Below are 15,055 nucleotides of genomic sequence, written 5' to 3' on the forward strand. Positions count from 1 at the left end.
GGGGTGTGGCCCGCGCGTTGCGAACTTGGCGTTCAGCGCGCCGCTCGCGGCGCTACCGCCGGCGCGGCCGAGCGCTGCGCTCGCTGGCTCAGCCAGACGCTGCCCACCACGACGGCCATGCCCGCCAGTTGCAGCGGCGACAGGCTTTGGCCCAGGATCGCCCAGCCCAGCACGGTGGCGGACAGCGGACTCAAAAAGCCCAGCGACGACACCGCCGCGGACTCCAGCCGCGCCACGCCGCGGAACCACAGCACATAGGTCAGCGCCGCGCCGATCAAGCCCAGCCAGGCGATGCCCATGACATTGACCAGCGCGAAATGCGGCAGCGGCGCTTCAAGCAGCAGCGCAGCGGGCACGAGAAGGATGCCGCCCGCCGTCAACTGCCACGACGTGAAGGTCAGCGCGGACACAGGCGGTTGCCAGCGGCGGCTCAGCACGGTGCCCAGCGCCATGGACGCCGCGCTGCCCAATCCGGCCGCGATGCCGACCGGGTCCAACGCCGCCTTCGGCGTCAGCACCAAGAGCGCCACGCCAGCCAGGCCCGCCAACGCCGCCACGACGGACAACCCGCGAACGGGCGATCCCAGCAGCAGCCGGGCCAGCGCGATCACAACCAGCGGCTGGATCGCACCGAGCGTGGCCGCCACGCCGCCGGGCAGGCGATAGGCGGCAACGAACAACAACGCCCAGAACACCGAAAAGTTCAGCGCGCCCAACGCGAACACTCGCACCCACCAGATGCCGTGCGGCAGCGTACGCACCCAGAGAAGCAGCAGGATGCCCGCGGGCAGCGCGCGCAGCATGGCGACCGTCAGCGGATAGCCCGGCGGCAGCATCAGCGTGGTGACGACATAGGTGCTGCCCCAGATGGTGGGGGCCAGCGCGGTCAGGAAGAGGTCGGTGTTGCGGGACATGAATCAAAAGGATGCGGCAGGCCGGCGCGCGCAGCGCCGGCAACCGCCGTCAATACATATGCTGCCCGCCGTTCATGGCCACGTTGCTGCCTGTCATGAACCCCGCCGCGTCGCTGCAGATGAACGCGATCAACGCGCCGATCTCCTCGGGCTCGCCCAGGCGTCCCACGGGAATCTGCGGCAGGATCTTTTCCTGCATCACCTCCGGCGGCACGGCCTGCACCATGCGCGTCGCCAGATAGCCGGGCGACACCGTGTTCACCGTCACGCCCTTGCGGGCGACTTCCAGCGCCAGCGACTTGGTGAAGCCGTGGATGCCGGCCTTGGAGGCCGCGTAATTGGTCTGCCCGAACGCGCCCTTGCTGCCGTTCACCGAAGAAATGTTCACGATGCGGCCCCAGCCGCGATCCGCCATCGGACCGCACAGCGGCTGCGTCATGTTGAACATGGAGTCCAGGTTGCTGTGCATGACGTCGGCCCAGTTCTCCGCGCTCATCTTGCGCAGGCTGGCGTCGCGCGTGATGCCGGCGTTGTTGACCAGGATGTCGATCTGGCGGCCGTCTTCTTCAAGCTTGCGCGCCAGCGCCTGGCAGGCGTCGAAGTCCGCCACGTTGACCTTGTACATGGCGAAGGTGCGGCCTTTTGCCGCCTCTTCCTTGATCCATTCCCGCGTGGCGCTCTCGCTGGAATGGTAGGTGACGATGACGTCGTGGCCCGCATCGTGCAGCGCCACGGCGATGGCGCGGCCAAGGCAGCCCGTCCCGCCTGTGATGAGGGCAGTCCGTTTAGCGGTCATGACGGCCACCCTGCTGATGGGCGTCCTGCATGGCGGCGCAGGCGGCCGCCATCTGGTTGGTCATCGTGGACCACATCTGCGCGAAGGGCGAGTTGTCGGCGGCCGCGCTGTTGGCCTGCTTGAACCATTCGCACATCGCTTCGCCCACGCCGGCGGCCATGGTGGCCTGTTCCTGCAGCGCGGCGTGAGTGAGGGCCTGGCTGGCTTCCAGTTGCGCCTGCCAGCGCTTGCGCGCGAGCTCGCCCATGGCGGGCATGACATCCTGCCAGTTGGCGGTGGGGTTCAACGGGGAGAGGGCGGCGAGGACCTGGCCGGAGCTGTCGCCGGCCAGACGCTGGCCCATTTCAAGCCAGCGCTGCTGGCTTTCCTGCGCAAGCTGGGCCAGGCGCTGGCAGAAGGCGACGTTGGCGCCGGTCAGGCCGGCGGGCAGGGAGGCATTTGCTTTCTTCATCATCCGTCCTTGTAAATGGCGTGGTAAGGGGAAACGAATACACACGAGCCTCATGCCGTTGGCAGAGGGGCTTGCCAGTCAACGATAGCCCAGCGGGCGGCGGTACGGCCAGTGTTGCGGACCCGATCCTTGCGCAAGGCGCAAGCGCGCACGCAGTTCTTGACGCAGCGCCGCACATGGTGTCCCATCGCAACGATGCACCTGCACTAATGACCCCTTACCGCCGCGGAGACCCCTTGCCGACATCAGGCCTGATGGAACGCGTTCCCTCGTGGCGTTATCTGCCCGTGGCCTTGGCGCTGGTGCTGCCGGTCGTCGCCTGCGTGTGCTGGGGGTGGTGGCACGCGCAGAAGGAACAGCGCATTGAAGCCGAGTCAGCCGCGCGCATCGTGCGGGTGCAGACGCAGCACATCCTGACGCAGACGTGGACGCTGGCGGACCGGGTGGCGGCGCTGACGGCGCTGTCGTGCGACGAAGCGCTGCCCGACCTGCAACGCTGGGGCGCACTGAACCCGTATCTGCGGTCCCTGTTCCTGGTGCGCGGCGATCGCATCTATTGCTCGTCGGCCGTCGGCAAGGCCGACTATCCGGTCTCTGAATTTCGCAAGTGGGTATCCGGCCAGCCGCCCGAGCAGTGGCGCTTCACGGTGGCCGGCACGCCGCTGGCGCCCGAACGGCCGGCGATCCTGCTGGGCCGGCCGGGCGCCGAAGGCCGCAGCGGTGTCGTGGTGGTCGACGGACGATACGTGCAGGATCTGCTGAACGCCGTGGCAAGCCTGCGCAATTACCGCATCGAGCTGCAGGTGGGTGAGGGCGGGACGCCCATTCACAACGATTTCAAGGGCGCGGCGGGGGCGTCGCGCGAGCTGGTCTACGACGAGACCACGGGCCTCGATGGGGTGGCGCCGCTGACGATCCGCGTCAATGCGCCGGCCGAAGCCGTCGTGCAGGCGTGGCAGCAATTGATGATGACCTACCTGCCCGCCGCGGCGCTGGTCGGATTCGGGCTGGCCGTGGGCGCGTTCCGCCTTCAGGCAAACCGCCGTTCCTTCAAGGAGCAGGTGCGCCGCGCCATCCGCGGCGACGAATTCCGGGTGCATTACCAGCCTGTGTATGGCCATGCAACGGGCCAGTGCAACGGCGTCGAGGCGCTGATGCGCTGGGAGCGGCCGGGCAGGGGCTTCGTGCGGCCGGATGTCTTCATTGCCGCCGCCGAGGCCGATCACATGATCATCCCGCTGACGCGCCATCTGTTCGCGCTGATCGAACGCGACATGCGCGACTGGGCCACGCCGCCGGGGTTTCACATCGGGGTCAACATTGCGGCCGAACATTTGTCCTGCCCCGAATTCACCGCCGACATCGAGCGCTTCGCCGCCAACATCGCCCAGCGCGAGCCGACCCTGGTATTGGAAATCACCGAACGCAGCCTGATCACCGACGACGGCCAGGCGCGGCGCAACATCGACGCGCTGCGCGCGCAAGGGGTGCGCGTGGCCATCGACGACTTCGGCACCGGCCACTGCTCACTGTCGTATCTGCAGCGCTTTCCGGTGGATTACCTCAAGATCGACAAGGGCTTCGTGCACGCCATCGAGCCCACCGGCGAAGATGCGCCGGTGCTGGACGTCATCATCACGCTCGCGCATCGACTGGGGCTGGCAGTGCTGGCCGAAGGCGTCGAAACCGATCTGCAGTTCCGCTATCTCACCGGGCGCGGCGTCGCGTTCATCCAGGGCTACCTGTTTGCGCGGCCCATGCCGTCGGATCAGTTCTTGACCTGGTACGCCAGGCACGCGCCGCTGGGCGATCCAGCGCGCGAGCCGCAATCGCGTTCAAGCGGGCTTGGCGTCGGCTGACGGTTTGGCGAAGAACAGGTCCGTGATGGCCTGGCTGTCCATGGGCTCGCCGTTGATCGCGCGCGTCAGCAATTCCGCGCCCAGCAGTTGCACCGAAAACACCAGGTCGGGCTGCACCCGGCGGATCTTCTCAAGATGCTTGCTGGTGTTGACCAGCGCCACGGTCTTGGCGCCGTCCGCGCCGGTCGCTTCCTTCGCGGCCAGCACGATGAACGCGTTTTCCGCATCGTCGTCGCGCAGCGCCAGCACATAACGCGCCCGCGCCACGCCCGCCACGTGCAGCACGTCCACGCTTGAGGGATCGCCTTCGATAAGGTCGGTGGCCGCGGGATAGTCGTGCGCCATGCCCGTCGGCACGATCACGGTGACTTCCTCGTTGCGGGCGCGCAGGCCCTGGTAGACGCTCAGCGCGAGGGGCGTCGCGCCGGCAATGATGATGTGGTTCTTTCTCATGGCCGAGGAAAACCTGCCTTTGACGAGCCGTTTCAGATTGCCGCCGATCACCGGTCCGGCGATCGCGCTGACGGAGGTGGCGAATACGGTAATGCCGAGGATGATAATAGACGCCGTGAACAGCCGTGCCGTGCCGCTATGCGGGACGATGTCGCCATAGCCCACCGTGGACATCGACACGATCGAAAAGTACAGCGCGGTGCCGGCGTCCAGGATCGGCGGGTTGAACTCATTGCCCAGGTACAGCGTGCCGAACACGGCGTAGATCATCAGTGACAACACGCTGACCAGCGCGAATAGCGAGCCGGCCGTGACGCTGGCGCGGTCGAAGCGCCGCCAGTACGCCACCAGCGCAATCACCAGGACCAGCGTGTAGATGCCCAGCCCCGCACGGCCGCCATCGCCCAGGATGGCAAAGGTGCCGATGCCGATCAGCAGCACCAGCGAGAACGCCCACGCGATGCGCGCTTTCAGGATCAGGCCCAGCGCAATCACCTGCAGACCCACGCCGAGCACCAGGCGCGGAATCTCCAGCAGTCCCACCACGCGCATGATCTCGTGCCAGTTGTCCAGCGCGAGCCAGAACGAATACTCGCGCGCGCGGACTTCGCGCAGCACCGGGTGCATGAAGGCGTATCCGTCCAGCGCAACCAGGATGGCAAGGCACCAGTTCGGCGGAAAGAACGCCAGCATTTTGCGGAGCCGATGGCGCAGGGATGGCTGGGGCAGAGGCATGGATGGCACGTGCTTCCTATATCAAAACGGTATGGAAGACTATCAACAAAGAATTACTGGAAACGCGTCCGAGGTCCTAAACTTTCTTCATCAGGCGGCTATCCGGAAGGAACACCGCCGATATGGCAGTAACACCCCCAGCAGCAAGGGTGGTCGAATTGCCAGGCGTTGATCACGTTGCAGCCAGTGCAGGGACTAGAGACCCGGCGCGGGCCACGGTCGGACCGTGCGTGAGTAGTATGAGGCACGAATGTTGGAATCGCGTGATCCAGGTAGAAGGCATCGGTGCCGGCCGATGACTCCGGGTTCACGTGTTGTTTTAGCGCGGCGTCTTACCCTTCGGGGGCAGCGCCGCGTTTTTTTCGCCTGGCGGCCTTGCGCCGGGCGTCATCAGGCGGAGGCGTTCGCGTCCGCTTCTTCGTTGCGCCAGGCCTGTTGGCTGTCTGCGCGCGTGGTCGGCGTCGATACCCGATAGTCCAGATCCAGCGTGATGTCGGCTGCAAACATGTAGCCCCATCCGTGCACCGCGCGTATGGGCAACGTCATCTGGTTGGCCGCCGCCTTGCGGCGCAGGCGGCTTATCATCACATCCACAAAGCGGCGGCGCGTGATGCCGCTGTCGGCCTCGTCCGCGCCATCGGCCAGAAAGGCGTCGCGGCTGATCTTGCGGTCGGGCGACTTCACCAGCCGTGACAGGAAGTCGCGTTCGCCGGTCGTCAGGCCCAGGGTTCTGCCCTTGGGGCTGATGAGCGTCCATCCCTTGTTCGCCAATCGCCAGCCGTCCTGAGCCGGTTCCTCCGCGGCGCCCGAGTCGGCGCCCGAACCCGTATCCATGCCGTCCAGCCCGACCGCGCGCCGCACCAGCGCCTGCAGCACCGCCGCGAGTTCCAGGCCGGTCACGTCCGGCGGCAGACAGGCGTCCGCGCCGCAAAGCAAGGTGCGGATTCGGCTTTCGGAGTCGGTGAATGGGGCGATGGCCACGATGCCCAGGCTGCGGTCGATGGCGCGCAGTCGCACGGCGGCGTTGTGCACGTCGGTAAGCGGGGCTTCCAGGACGACCAGCGGGCTCGGCCGGCGGGAATATCGGTCGTAGACATCCACGAGATCGTGGCAGCGGCGGACGTTGAATCCCAGATGGGAAAGGGACTCGACGAGTCTGGCATGCCTGGCGTCGTCATTGCCAAGAAAAATGACATCCAGCGTGTTGTTCATTGATGCTTCCAATGAGGCGCCGCGGCAGGGCGCTGGCGCCTTGAAAAAGCCGGACGTCTGGCAGAGCCATGCCGTTGCCGGCCGTTGCGGCGCTTGTCCTTCCAGAGTCACGCCTGTGTTGCATTTAAACACGGGCGTGTTTTTTTGTGAAGATACGTTTCTATAGTTTCGGACGGTAACAGGCTGTCGCAGGGAAATGGCACGGCATCCATTGAAACGGCGTTTGATCCCCGATTTGCGTCAGAAAAATATTATGTATTACCGATACATTATTTTCTCTTTCGGCCGATTCTTGCCCATAAACTCATGCGGCTTTTTTGCTCTCGGTTTTGCTGCAGCGTCGCGGGACGATGGCGGTGAAACGGCTGGGCGATGCGTTGCAAGCCGATGATAGATATGACTTTTATGGGGCGGATTGCGGCGCGAAGCGAAGGCGCGCGGCAGCGTGCGCGCAAGGCCAGGGGGGCCATGCGGCGATTTATGGATTAGCCCGGAAATTGGGGGCTAATCCCTTTGTTTGGCCGCGGATTTGAAATGCTTTAATCAAATAAAACCATACAAATTAATGTCTCAGGTTGATCGATTGGACACGTTTAGCCATCGTCTGCGCAACGCAAGAATGCTTCAGGGATGGACTCAAAAAGACTTGGCGGTCGCAAGCAACCTGTCGCAAAGCGCCATCGGCAACTACGAAAGCGGGCAGCGCCAGCAGCCGTCCAGCGAGGCGCTAATCAAGCTGACGCGCGCCCTGCGCGTCAATCCCCTGTGGCTCAGTACCGGCGAAGGGCCCATGCTCGACACGCCGACCGGCCATGTTGCCGCGGGCAGGCTGGGAGAAATTCCGGACCCGCCCGCCTGGCCCTTCGAAACCATCTCCTACACGGCCTACGCCCGTCTCTCGCACCAGGAAAAGCGGCAGATCGAGCTGGTGCTGGGCGCCTACATCAAGGCACGCGGCGAATAGTTCCCATCGGTTGCGCCGGAACCTGCGGGCGCGGCCGGACATCGGCGGGGGCGGTGGCGCCGCGGGGATCGGCGCGCAGGCGGCTGCGCAGGCGCTCCACAGGATCCGCGATCAGGTAGTTCAGCACCGCTGACACCCCGATGCAGCCCGTGATGGCCATGGCGGCGAACAGCATGGGCTGGTGCTCCTGCACATCGTGCATGAGCCAGCTGAACGCCATGATCACCAGCATGTGGCAGATGTACAGGGGATAGCTGAGTTCACCGATTGCCTTGTCCAGCTTGTGACGCGACTGGAACAGAAACGCCAGCGGCAGCAGCGCGGCGAACAGCAGGACGGCCAGGCCATCGCGCACCGTCGGATTGATGCCGATCGAGAAGTGCGCCACCGCATACACGAACAGAATGCCCGTGCCGATCTCCGGCAGGCGCTTTACGCGCTGCGTCCAGGCCTTCATGCGCGGCAGCAGCACCTGATGCGACAGCGAACCGATCAGGAACAGCGCCAGCTCCGTGGGGAAAAAGCGGTAGGTCCACGGATCGGAGCGGCCGACCCCCGTCCAGATCAGGATCGCGCGCAAGGCCAGCGAGGCGGCCAGCAACGCCAGCAGCCGGCGCGGCGAGCGCAGGATGAAGGGCGCCACCAGGTAGAAGCTCATCTCGACGCCGAGCGTCCAGGCTTGCGGCACCAGCAGGCCCTTGTACAGCGGCACGTCGCTGTTCGCGAAGCTGCCGGTAAAGGCCAGCGCCGAATCGCGGATGCCGAAGAACATCAGCCAGTCCTGGCCGAAGATGAAGAGGTTCGAGAGGAACAGGAAGACTTCGGCGCTGAAGGGCAGGGCTTCGTAGATGCGGAAGAACGAGCCGCCGCTCACGATGTGGGCCGTCAGCGTCAGCGCGGCGACCGCCAGATAGATCGGGAAAAGTCGCAGAAAGCGGTTCGCGTAGAACTTGCCGGTGGCGCCCTGATAGTTGTCGGTCGCCGTCAGCACGTATGAAATCAGGAAGCCGGAAATCACGTAGAAAAGCTGCACGGCAAGCCGGCCGCCGACAAGCTGATCGGCGTAGCCGCCGCCCAGGTGGTCCAGGACCACTGACAACGCCAGTAAGGTTCTCAAGAAGCCCATCGCGCATCTCCCCGGTCGATATTGTTCTCAGGCCCGATGGGCCGGACACTGCGCATGCGGTCGTCGCGGGCTCCGCTCCTCTTTCCCTGTATTACTTTTTAGGCCGGAGTCATCAACTGTCATTGATTCTGCTCGCGGCGACTTACCCCCGCCATGCGGCATTCGATGCAGAACCCGCGATCATCGGAGCTAGAACCTCCGGCTCAATCGTGCATCTTTTGGATACGGCTGTCGGACGGAGAAAATCGCGTGATGCGCCACAGGCCGGTTACATTACAGCGATACGCATCAATTGGAGGCTTGCTCATGTCCAATTTCCTGTCCACGCCCAGCAGGGTGCTCTGCCTGGGACTGTTGACCGCGGCGCTGGCCGGATGCGCCGGCATGACCGGCGGCGCGCGTCCCGAAGGCGCCGCTGCCGCCAGCGCCGCCACCAGCAAGGATTCGCTGGCGCAGACGAGCTGGGAATTGGTCCGCTGGGCGCAACCGGGCGGCGCGCTGCGCGACATTCCGCACGGCGACAACGGCGAGCCCATCCGCCTCACCTTCCTTGCGCAAGGCAAGCAATACCAGGTCAACGGCTTCTCCGGCTGCAACCGTTATACGGGCACGTACAAGCTCGAGCGCAACAAGCTCGTCATCGATGCGCCCGCCACCACGCGCATGGCCTGCGTGCCGCCCGAGCGCGCCAAGCTGGAAGCCGACTACCTGCGCGCGCTGCGCGCCATCGACACGTTCACGCTGGATAGCGGCGGCGCGCCGCGCCACCTGACGTTCAATCTGCGCAGCGGCGACGTGCTGGAGTTCGAGCGCCGCCAGGATCCGCCGACACCCTGATTCCCGCTTCGCTGAACGATCCGAGAGACCTGCATGCGCTCACCCCTTTTCCTGCGCCGCCTGGCGTCCGTCCTGCTGTGCGCGGGTCTCGCTGCCTGCTCCTCGCCGCCGATGCGCGCGGCCGATGGTCAGGATCCGCGCTTCCAACCGGCCTCGGCCTCCGACATCCTGGTGCAGACGAACTGGGATCTGGCGCGCTGGACGCTGCCCGGCGGCACGCTGCGCCCCGTGCCGCATCCGTCGTCATCCACGCGCCCGATCACGGCTGCGTTCATCCACGATCAGGGTTCGCCCCGGATGATGGGATTCAGCGGATGCAATACCTACAACGCGCCGTACACCATCGCCAATGGCCTGTTGATCGTGCGCGCCGATCCGGTGTCGACCCGCATGGCCTGCACGCCGCAAGCCATGGCGCTCGAGCACGATTTCCTGGCGTCGCTCACCCGGATCACCGCCAGTTCGTTCGATAACGCCAACAACCCGCAACGCATGACCTGGAAGCTCAGCACCGGCGACACGCTGGACTTCGGGCGCCGCTCGGACCCGGTGGCGGGCGGCCAGCGCGGCCCCACCAAGCTGGTCTACGTCGACGCCGAGCGGGTGCCTTGCGACACGGCCGCAGGCCGCGGCATGTGCTATCAGGTGCGGGACAGCGCGTCGCAACCCTGGCAGGCCTGGCCCGGCGAGATCACGAGGTTCAATTTCCAGCCCGGCGTGCGCTACCGCCTGCGGGTGGTCGAGATCAATGATCCGAATGGCGCGTTGGGAGCCGCCCCGCTGCGCTGGGTGCTGGACGCGGTGATCGAGCAGCACGTCGTCACGCGCTGAGCGCGGCAGGCGGTCTGGGCGGCCTGCGGTCTGGGCGCCGGCCGCCCAGCGATGACCCCTCGGGCGGCACAAACCGCCCAGCGATTATGATTACGGGCTTCGCCGCCCGTTTTTATTGCTTTGCCATGACTGCCGTCGTCAATATCGCCGCTTACAAATTCGTTCCGCTGGACGCCCTGCCCGAGCTGCGCGAGCGCCTGCTCGCCGAGGCCGGCGCCGCCGGGCTCAAGGGCACGATCCTGCTGGCCGGTGAAGGCATCAACCTGTTTCTCGCGGGGGCGGCCGACGCTATCGACGCCTTTCTGCGGGGGCTGCGCGCCGATGCGCGGTTTGCTGACCTGGAGGTCAAGTTCAGCCACAGCAACGACGTGCCGTTCCGCAAGCTGCTGGTCAAGATCAAGCGCGAGATCATCCGCATGAATCACCCCGCCATCCGGCCGGCGGCGGGCCGCGCGCCCGGCGTCGATGCGCACACGCTGGCGCGCTGGCTTGACGCAGGCGTGGACGACGATGGCAGGCCCGTGGTCATGCTGGACACGCGCAATGCCTTCGAGGTGGATGAAGGCACGTTCAAGAACGCCATCGACTGGCGCATCGACCGCTTCACGCAGTTTCCCGCCGCGGTCGAAGCGAACCGGGCGCAGCTGGAAGGCAAGACCGTCGTCAGCTTCTGCACGGGCGGCATCCGCTGCGAAAAGGCCGCCATCTTCATGAACGAGGCCGGCATCGAGAACGTCTACCAGCTCGACGGCGGCATCCTGAAGTATTTCGAGGAAACGGGCGGCCCTGGCTACGAAGGCAAGTGCTTCGTGTTCGACGAGCGCGTCTCGCTGGACCCGGCGCTGGCGCCCAGCAACGCCTGATCCGATCTGACGCCGTAACAAAGGCGAGCCCGCGATGGAGGTGTCTGAAGGCGAGCCCGCGGTGGAGGTGTGAAAACGAGCTAGCGATGGAGGTGTCTGACACCCGTCAGTAAAGACCGTCAAGCTGACAAGGCGCCACAAGGGTGTCTGACACCGTGCCCAGAACACGGAACCACAGGTCAAAAAAAAGCGCCCGCATTCGCGGGCGCTTTGCATTGGCAATGACGCGGATCAGCGCACGCGCATGCCGGGCTTGGCGCCGGGGAACGGTTCCAGCACGTAGATGCCGGCGTCCACCGCTTCATCCGCGTGGCTGGCGGCCAGCACCATGCCTTCGGACACGCCGAACTTCATCTTGCGCGGCGCCAGGTTGGCGACCATGACGGTCAGCTTGCCGACCAGATCTTCCGGCTTGTAGGCCGACTTGATGCCCGAGAACACGTTACGGTGGCGACCTTCGCCCACGTCCAGCGTCAGGCGCAGCAGCTTGGTCGAGCCTTCGACGTGCTCGCAATTGACGATCTGCGCGATACGCAGGTCGACGCGCGCGAAGTCGTCGATGGAGATGGTCTCGGCCAGCGGCTCGCCGCCGGGCACAACGACGGGCGCGGCGGGCGGCTCGAACAGGTCTTCCAGCATCTGCGGTTCCACACGCTGCATCAGGTGCTTGAACGGCGCCACGCGCTGCGGCAGGACCGAGGCATCGGCCCAGGTGAAGGGCGCCTGCGCGCCGAACAGTTCCAGGGCAACGCGTTCGGCGAGCTGGGGCAGCACCGGCGCCAGCATCACCGACAGGGCCTTGAAGCCGGCCAGCGAGCGCGAGCAGATGTCCTGCAGCGCGGCCTTCTGTGCGTCGTCGGCGGTGGCGATGCCCTTGGCCAGCACCCACGGCTGCGCGGTGTCGAACGCCTGGTTGATGCGGTCGGCGTAAGCCATGATCTCGCGGATGGCGCGGTTGTATTCGCGGGCCTCGAACGCGGCGCGGATGGACTCGGCCTGTTCGGCGTATTCGGCGGACAACGCGCTGGTGTCGCCGGAATAACCCAGGACGCCGTCGAAGTGCTTGGTGATGAAGCTGGCGGCGCGGCTGGCGATGTTGACGTACTTGCCGACCAGATCGCTGTTCACGCGGGCAATGAAGTCCTCGGGATTGAAGTCCATGTCCTCGACGCGCGCGTTCAGCTTGGCGGCGATGTAATAGCGCATCCATTCGGCGTTCATGCCGAGTTCCAGGTAGCGCAGCGGCGAAATGCCGGTGCCGCGGCTCTTGGACATCTTTTCGCCGCTGACGGTGATGAAGCCGTGCACGTTGACCGCGTCCGGCGTCTTGCGGCCGGCGAACTTCAGCATGGCGGGCCAGAACAGGGCGTGGAAGTACACGATGTCCTTGCCGATGAAGTGGACCTGTTCGGTGTCGCCATTGGGGTCGAGCAGGGCGTCGAAGTCCATGCCCTTGACCGCGCAATAGGACTTGAGCGACGCCAGGTAGCCGACCGGCGCGTCCAACCAGACGTAGAAATACTTGCCCGGGGCGTCCGGGATCTCGATGCCGAAATAGGGCGAGTCGCGGGAAATGTCCCAGTCGCCCAGCTTGGCCTCGCCGTCTTCGCCGCCCAGCCACTCGCGCGTCTTGGCCAGCATTTCCGGCTGCAGATGCTTGGCGCCTGCCTTGTTGGAACCCGTGGTCCACTGCTGCAGGAATTCCACGCAGCGCGGATCGGACAGCTTGAAGAAGAAGTGGTCGGACGACTTCAGGACGGGCGTGGCGCCCGTCAGCGCGGAGTACGGATTGATCAGTTCGGTGGGCGCGTAGACAGCGCCACAGACTTCGCAGGAATCGCCGTACTGGTCCTTGGCGTGGCACTTGGGGCACTCGCCCTTGATGTACCGGTCGGCCAGGAACATGCCCTTGACCGGATCGTAGAACTGCTCGATGGAGCGCGTTTCGATCAGGTCCTGCGCCTTCAGCGCGCGGTAGATGTCCTGCGACAGCGCGACGTTTTCCGCCGAATCGGTGGAGTGCCAGTGGTCGAAACGGATGTGGAAGCCGTTCAGATATTGCGGACGCTCGGCTGCGTAGCGCGCAACCAGCGCCTGCGGCGTGATGCCTTCCTTTTCGGCCTTCAGCATGATCGGCGCGCCGTGCGCGTCGTCGGCGCCCACAAAGTGCACCGTGTGGCCCGCCATTCGCATCGAACGAACCCAGATATCGGCCTGGATGTACTCCATGATGTGGCCGATGTGGAAAGATCCGTTGGCGTAGGGCAGCGCAGTGGTGACAAAGAGGGTGCGAGACATGGTTGTCGACTGAGGTTGAGGGGAAAAGGAGATTTGGCGGCCATTTTAGGGCAAGCGCGGACGCCTGCCCCTGACGTGGCCCCGGATGTGGTCCATGACATGACCCCGGAAAGCACACAACCCGCCCATCGCAGCGACGCGAATCAGGCGGGTTGAAGGGAACGCGGCCGGGCGTTTAGCGCGATTTCAGCGCAGCGCGCATCGGCCAGCTTGCGCGGAACGACGCGCAAGCCAGGTTGAAAACCGCCGTCAGCGGATTTCGCGGGCCTCGACGTCAATCACATCGCCACGCGGTTGCGTGGCGAACGGGGCAGTGGCGGACTGGAAGGGTCCAGGGCGGGCGCCTTGGCGCTGGCTCCAATAGGCGCGAACGCCGAAGGGCTTGCCGCGGACCTTGGCGACCACATAAAGGATCGCCACGGCGAATGCCGTGGAAAGCATGAACACCAGCGCCATCGCCATGCCGATCAAGGCCAGGGCGGCGAATAGGACGGCACGAAAGAAGCGGATAAGTGTGTTGGTCATGAATGTCGGATGCAAAACGCAGCGAAAGGTTCCCGTGTATCCGCTATCCTTTAGGGGATGGCGGCCCGCAGACGCCGCGCTGCCTACGGAACCATAGTGACATGAGTATAACGATAGAAAACATCCGCGCCGCACTGCGCGCTGCGCAAGACCCGAATACCGGTTTGGATTTGGGTGTTTCTGTAAAAGATCGTGACATTCAACTGGCCGGCGGCCGCGTCGCGTTGACGCTGGAGCTGGGCTATCCCGCCGATGCCGTTCGCGACCAGATTCGCGACATCGCCGTGCGTGCGTTGGCGCAAGCCGGCGCGCCCGATGCGCAAGTCACCGTCACCTGGAAGGTCGCCGCGCACGCCGTGCAGAAGGGCCTGAAGCCGCTGCCCAATGTGCGCAACATTATTGCGGTCGCGTCCGGCAAGGGCGGCGTGGGCAAGAGCACCACCGCCGTGAACCTGGCCCTGGCGCTGGCCGCCGAGGGCGCAACGGTCGGCGTGCTGGACGCCGATATCTATGGCCCCAGCGTGCCGACGATGCTGGGCATCTCCGGCCGTCCCGAAAGCCGCGACAACAAGAGCATGGAGCCGCTGACCGGCCACGGCCTGCAGGCCAACTCCATCGGCTTTCTGATCGACGCCGATTCGCCCGCCATCTGGCGCGGTCCGATGGTGACGCAGGCGCTGGAACAACTGTTGCGCCAAACCAATTGGCGCGACCTGGATTACCTGATCGTCGACATGCCGCCCGGCACGGGCGACGTGGCCCTGACGCTGGCGCAGAAGGTGCCGGTCGTCGGCGCGGTCATCGTCACCACGCCGCAGGACGTGGCGCTGCTGGACGCGCGCAAGGGCCTGAAGATGTTCCAGAAGGTGGAGGTGCCGATTCTGGGCGTGGTCGAGAACATGGCCATCCACATCTGCTCGCAGTGCGGTCACGCCGAGCACATCTTCGGCGAAGGCGGCGGCCAGCGCATGGCCGAGCAATACCAGACGCCGTGGCTGGGCAGCCTGCCGCTGACGCTTGCAATTCGCGAACAAACCGACGCCGGCACGCCGACCGTCGTGTCGGACGCGGGCAGCGAAGCCGCGTCGCTGTACCGCGCGATCGCTCGAAAGCTGGCCGCGGGCGTTGCGGCGCTTCCGCGCGACATGGCCGGAAAGTTTCCCTCCATCGTCGTTCAACAACCGACCTGAC

At 65.3% G+C, this 15,055-nt stretch carries 14 protein-coding genes; 6 read left to right on the forward strand and 8 right to left on the reverse strand.

Features of this window, described 5'->3' with window-relative positions; genetic code table 11:
* Positions 1 to 32: 32 nt before the first annotated feature.
* The 3 genes from RT697_RS00600 to RT697_RS00610 are packed head-to-tail and all read right to left on the reverse strand — an operon-like array spanning position 33 to position 2,161.
* Positions 33 to 914 carry an EamA family transporter gene (locus tag RT697_RS00600; RefSeq protein WP_313696516.1) on the reverse strand — a complete coding sequence of 294 codons (882 nt, stop codon included), beginning with the start codon at positions 912 to 914 and terminating at the stop codon, positions 33 to 35.
* A 49-nt stretch (positions 915 to 963) separates the two neighbouring features.
* Entirely contained in the window at positions 964 to 1,710 is a 747-nt protein-coding gene (gene phbB, locus RT697_RS00605; protein ID WP_313696517.1) for an acetoacetyl-CoA reductase, read from the reverse strand.
* Positions 1,700 to 2,161, reverse strand: a complete 462-nt coding sequence (locus RT697_RS00610; protein ID WP_313696518.1) for a hypothetical protein — start codon at positions 2,159 to 2,161, stop codon at positions 1,700 to 1,702. Before RT697_RS00610 ends, phbB begins: the two co-directional genes overlap by 11 nt.
* A gap of 254 nt (positions 2,162 to 2,415) precedes the next feature.
* On the opposite strand from RT697_RS00610, the gene RT697_RS00615 reads away from it, so the two are divergent.
* Positions 2,416 to 4,020, forward strand: a complete 1,605-nt coding sequence (locus RT697_RS00615) for an EAL domain-containing protein (protein ID WP_313696519.1) — start codon at positions 2,416 to 2,418, stop codon at positions 4,018 to 4,020.
* Here the strand turns inward: RT697_RS00615 and kch are convergent.
* On the reverse strand, positions 3,997 to 5,208 hold the full coding sequence (gene kch, locus RT697_RS00620; RefSeq protein ID WP_313696520.1) for a voltage-gated potassium channel protein: 1,212 nt from the start codon (positions 5,206 to 5,208) through the stop codon (positions 3,997 to 3,999). The genes RT697_RS00615 and kch overlap by 24 nt on opposite strands.
* A 390-nt stretch (positions 5,209 to 5,598) precedes the next feature.
* The gene (locus RT697_RS00625; RefSeq protein WP_313696521.1) at positions 5,599 to 6,420 is read right to left on the reverse strand and encodes a winged helix-turn-helix domain-containing protein; all 822 of its coding nucleotides are present in this window, start codon (positions 6,418 to 6,420) and stop codon (positions 5,599 to 5,601) included.
* Positions 6,421 to 6,985: 565 nt separating this feature from the next.
* On the opposite strand from RT697_RS00625, the gene RT697_RS00630 reads away from it, so the two are divergent.
* Positions 6,986 to 7,384, forward strand: coding sequence for a helix-turn-helix domain-containing protein (locus RT697_RS00630; protein ID WP_313696522.1), 399 nt, complete (start codon positions 6,986 to 6,988; stop codon positions 7,382 to 7,384).
* Here the strand turns inward: RT697_RS00630 and RT697_RS00635 are convergent.
* Positions 7,365 to 8,510 (reverse strand): acyltransferase, encoded by a 1,146-nt coding sequence (locus RT697_RS00635; protein WP_313696523.1) that lies wholly within the window; start codon positions 8,508 to 8,510, stop codon positions 7,365 to 7,367. The genes RT697_RS00630 and RT697_RS00635 overlap by 20 nt on opposite strands.
* A gap of 306 nt (positions 8,511 to 8,816) precedes the next feature.
* On the opposite strand from RT697_RS00635, the gene RT697_RS00640 reads away from it, so the two are divergent.
* From RT697_RS00640 to RT697_RS00650, 3 genes are all read left to right on the forward strand, one after another.
* The gene (locus tag RT697_RS00640) at positions 8,817 to 9,347 is read left to right on the forward strand and encodes an META domain-containing protein (protein ID WP_313696524.1); all 531 of its coding nucleotides are present in this window, start codon (positions 8,817 to 8,819) and stop codon (positions 9,345 to 9,347) included.
* Positions 9,348 to 9,380: 33 nt separating this feature from the next.
* Positions 9,381 to 10,178, forward strand: a complete 798-nt coding sequence (locus RT697_RS00645) for a DUF4377 domain-containing protein (protein WP_409517382.1) — start codon at positions 9,381 to 9,383, stop codon at positions 10,176 to 10,178.
* A 125-nt stretch (positions 10,179 to 10,303) separates the two neighbouring features.
* The gene (locus RT697_RS00650) at positions 10,304 to 11,041 is read left to right on the forward strand and encodes a sulfurtransferase (RefSeq protein WP_313696525.1); all 738 of its coding nucleotides are present in this window, start codon (positions 10,304 to 10,306) and stop codon (positions 11,039 to 11,041) included.
* A 231-nt stretch (positions 11,042 to 11,272) separates the two neighbouring features.
* On the opposite strand, the gene metG is transcribed toward RT697_RS00650, so the two are convergent.
* Both metG and RT697_RS00660 read right to left on the reverse strand, forming a co-directional pair.
* A complete protein-coding gene (gene metG, locus RT697_RS00655; RefSeq protein WP_313696570.1) occupies positions 11,273 to 13,372 on the reverse strand; it encodes a methionine--tRNA ligase in 2,100 nt (699 codons plus the stop codon).
* A 216-nt stretch (positions 13,373 to 13,588) separates the two neighbouring features.
* A complete protein-coding gene (locus tag RT697_RS00660; protein ID WP_056325207.1) occupies positions 13,589 to 13,864 on the reverse strand; it encodes a hypothetical protein in 276 nt (91 codons plus the stop codon).
* Between the two features lie 101 nt (positions 13,865 to 13,965).
* Between RT697_RS00660 and apbC the strand changes: the two genes are divergently transcribed.
* A complete protein-coding gene (gene apbC, locus RT697_RS00665; RefSeq protein ID WP_175122482.1) occupies positions 13,966 to 15,054 on the forward strand; it encodes an iron-sulfur cluster carrier protein ApbC in 1,089 nt (362 codons plus the stop codon).
* The last annotated feature ends 1 nt before the right edge of the window (position 15,055 follow it).

It is taken from the genome of Achromobacter sp. (assembly GCF_032113835.1).
Lineage (GTDB): Bacteria > Pseudomonadota > Gammaproteobacteria > Burkholderiales > Burkholderiaceae_B > Achromobacter.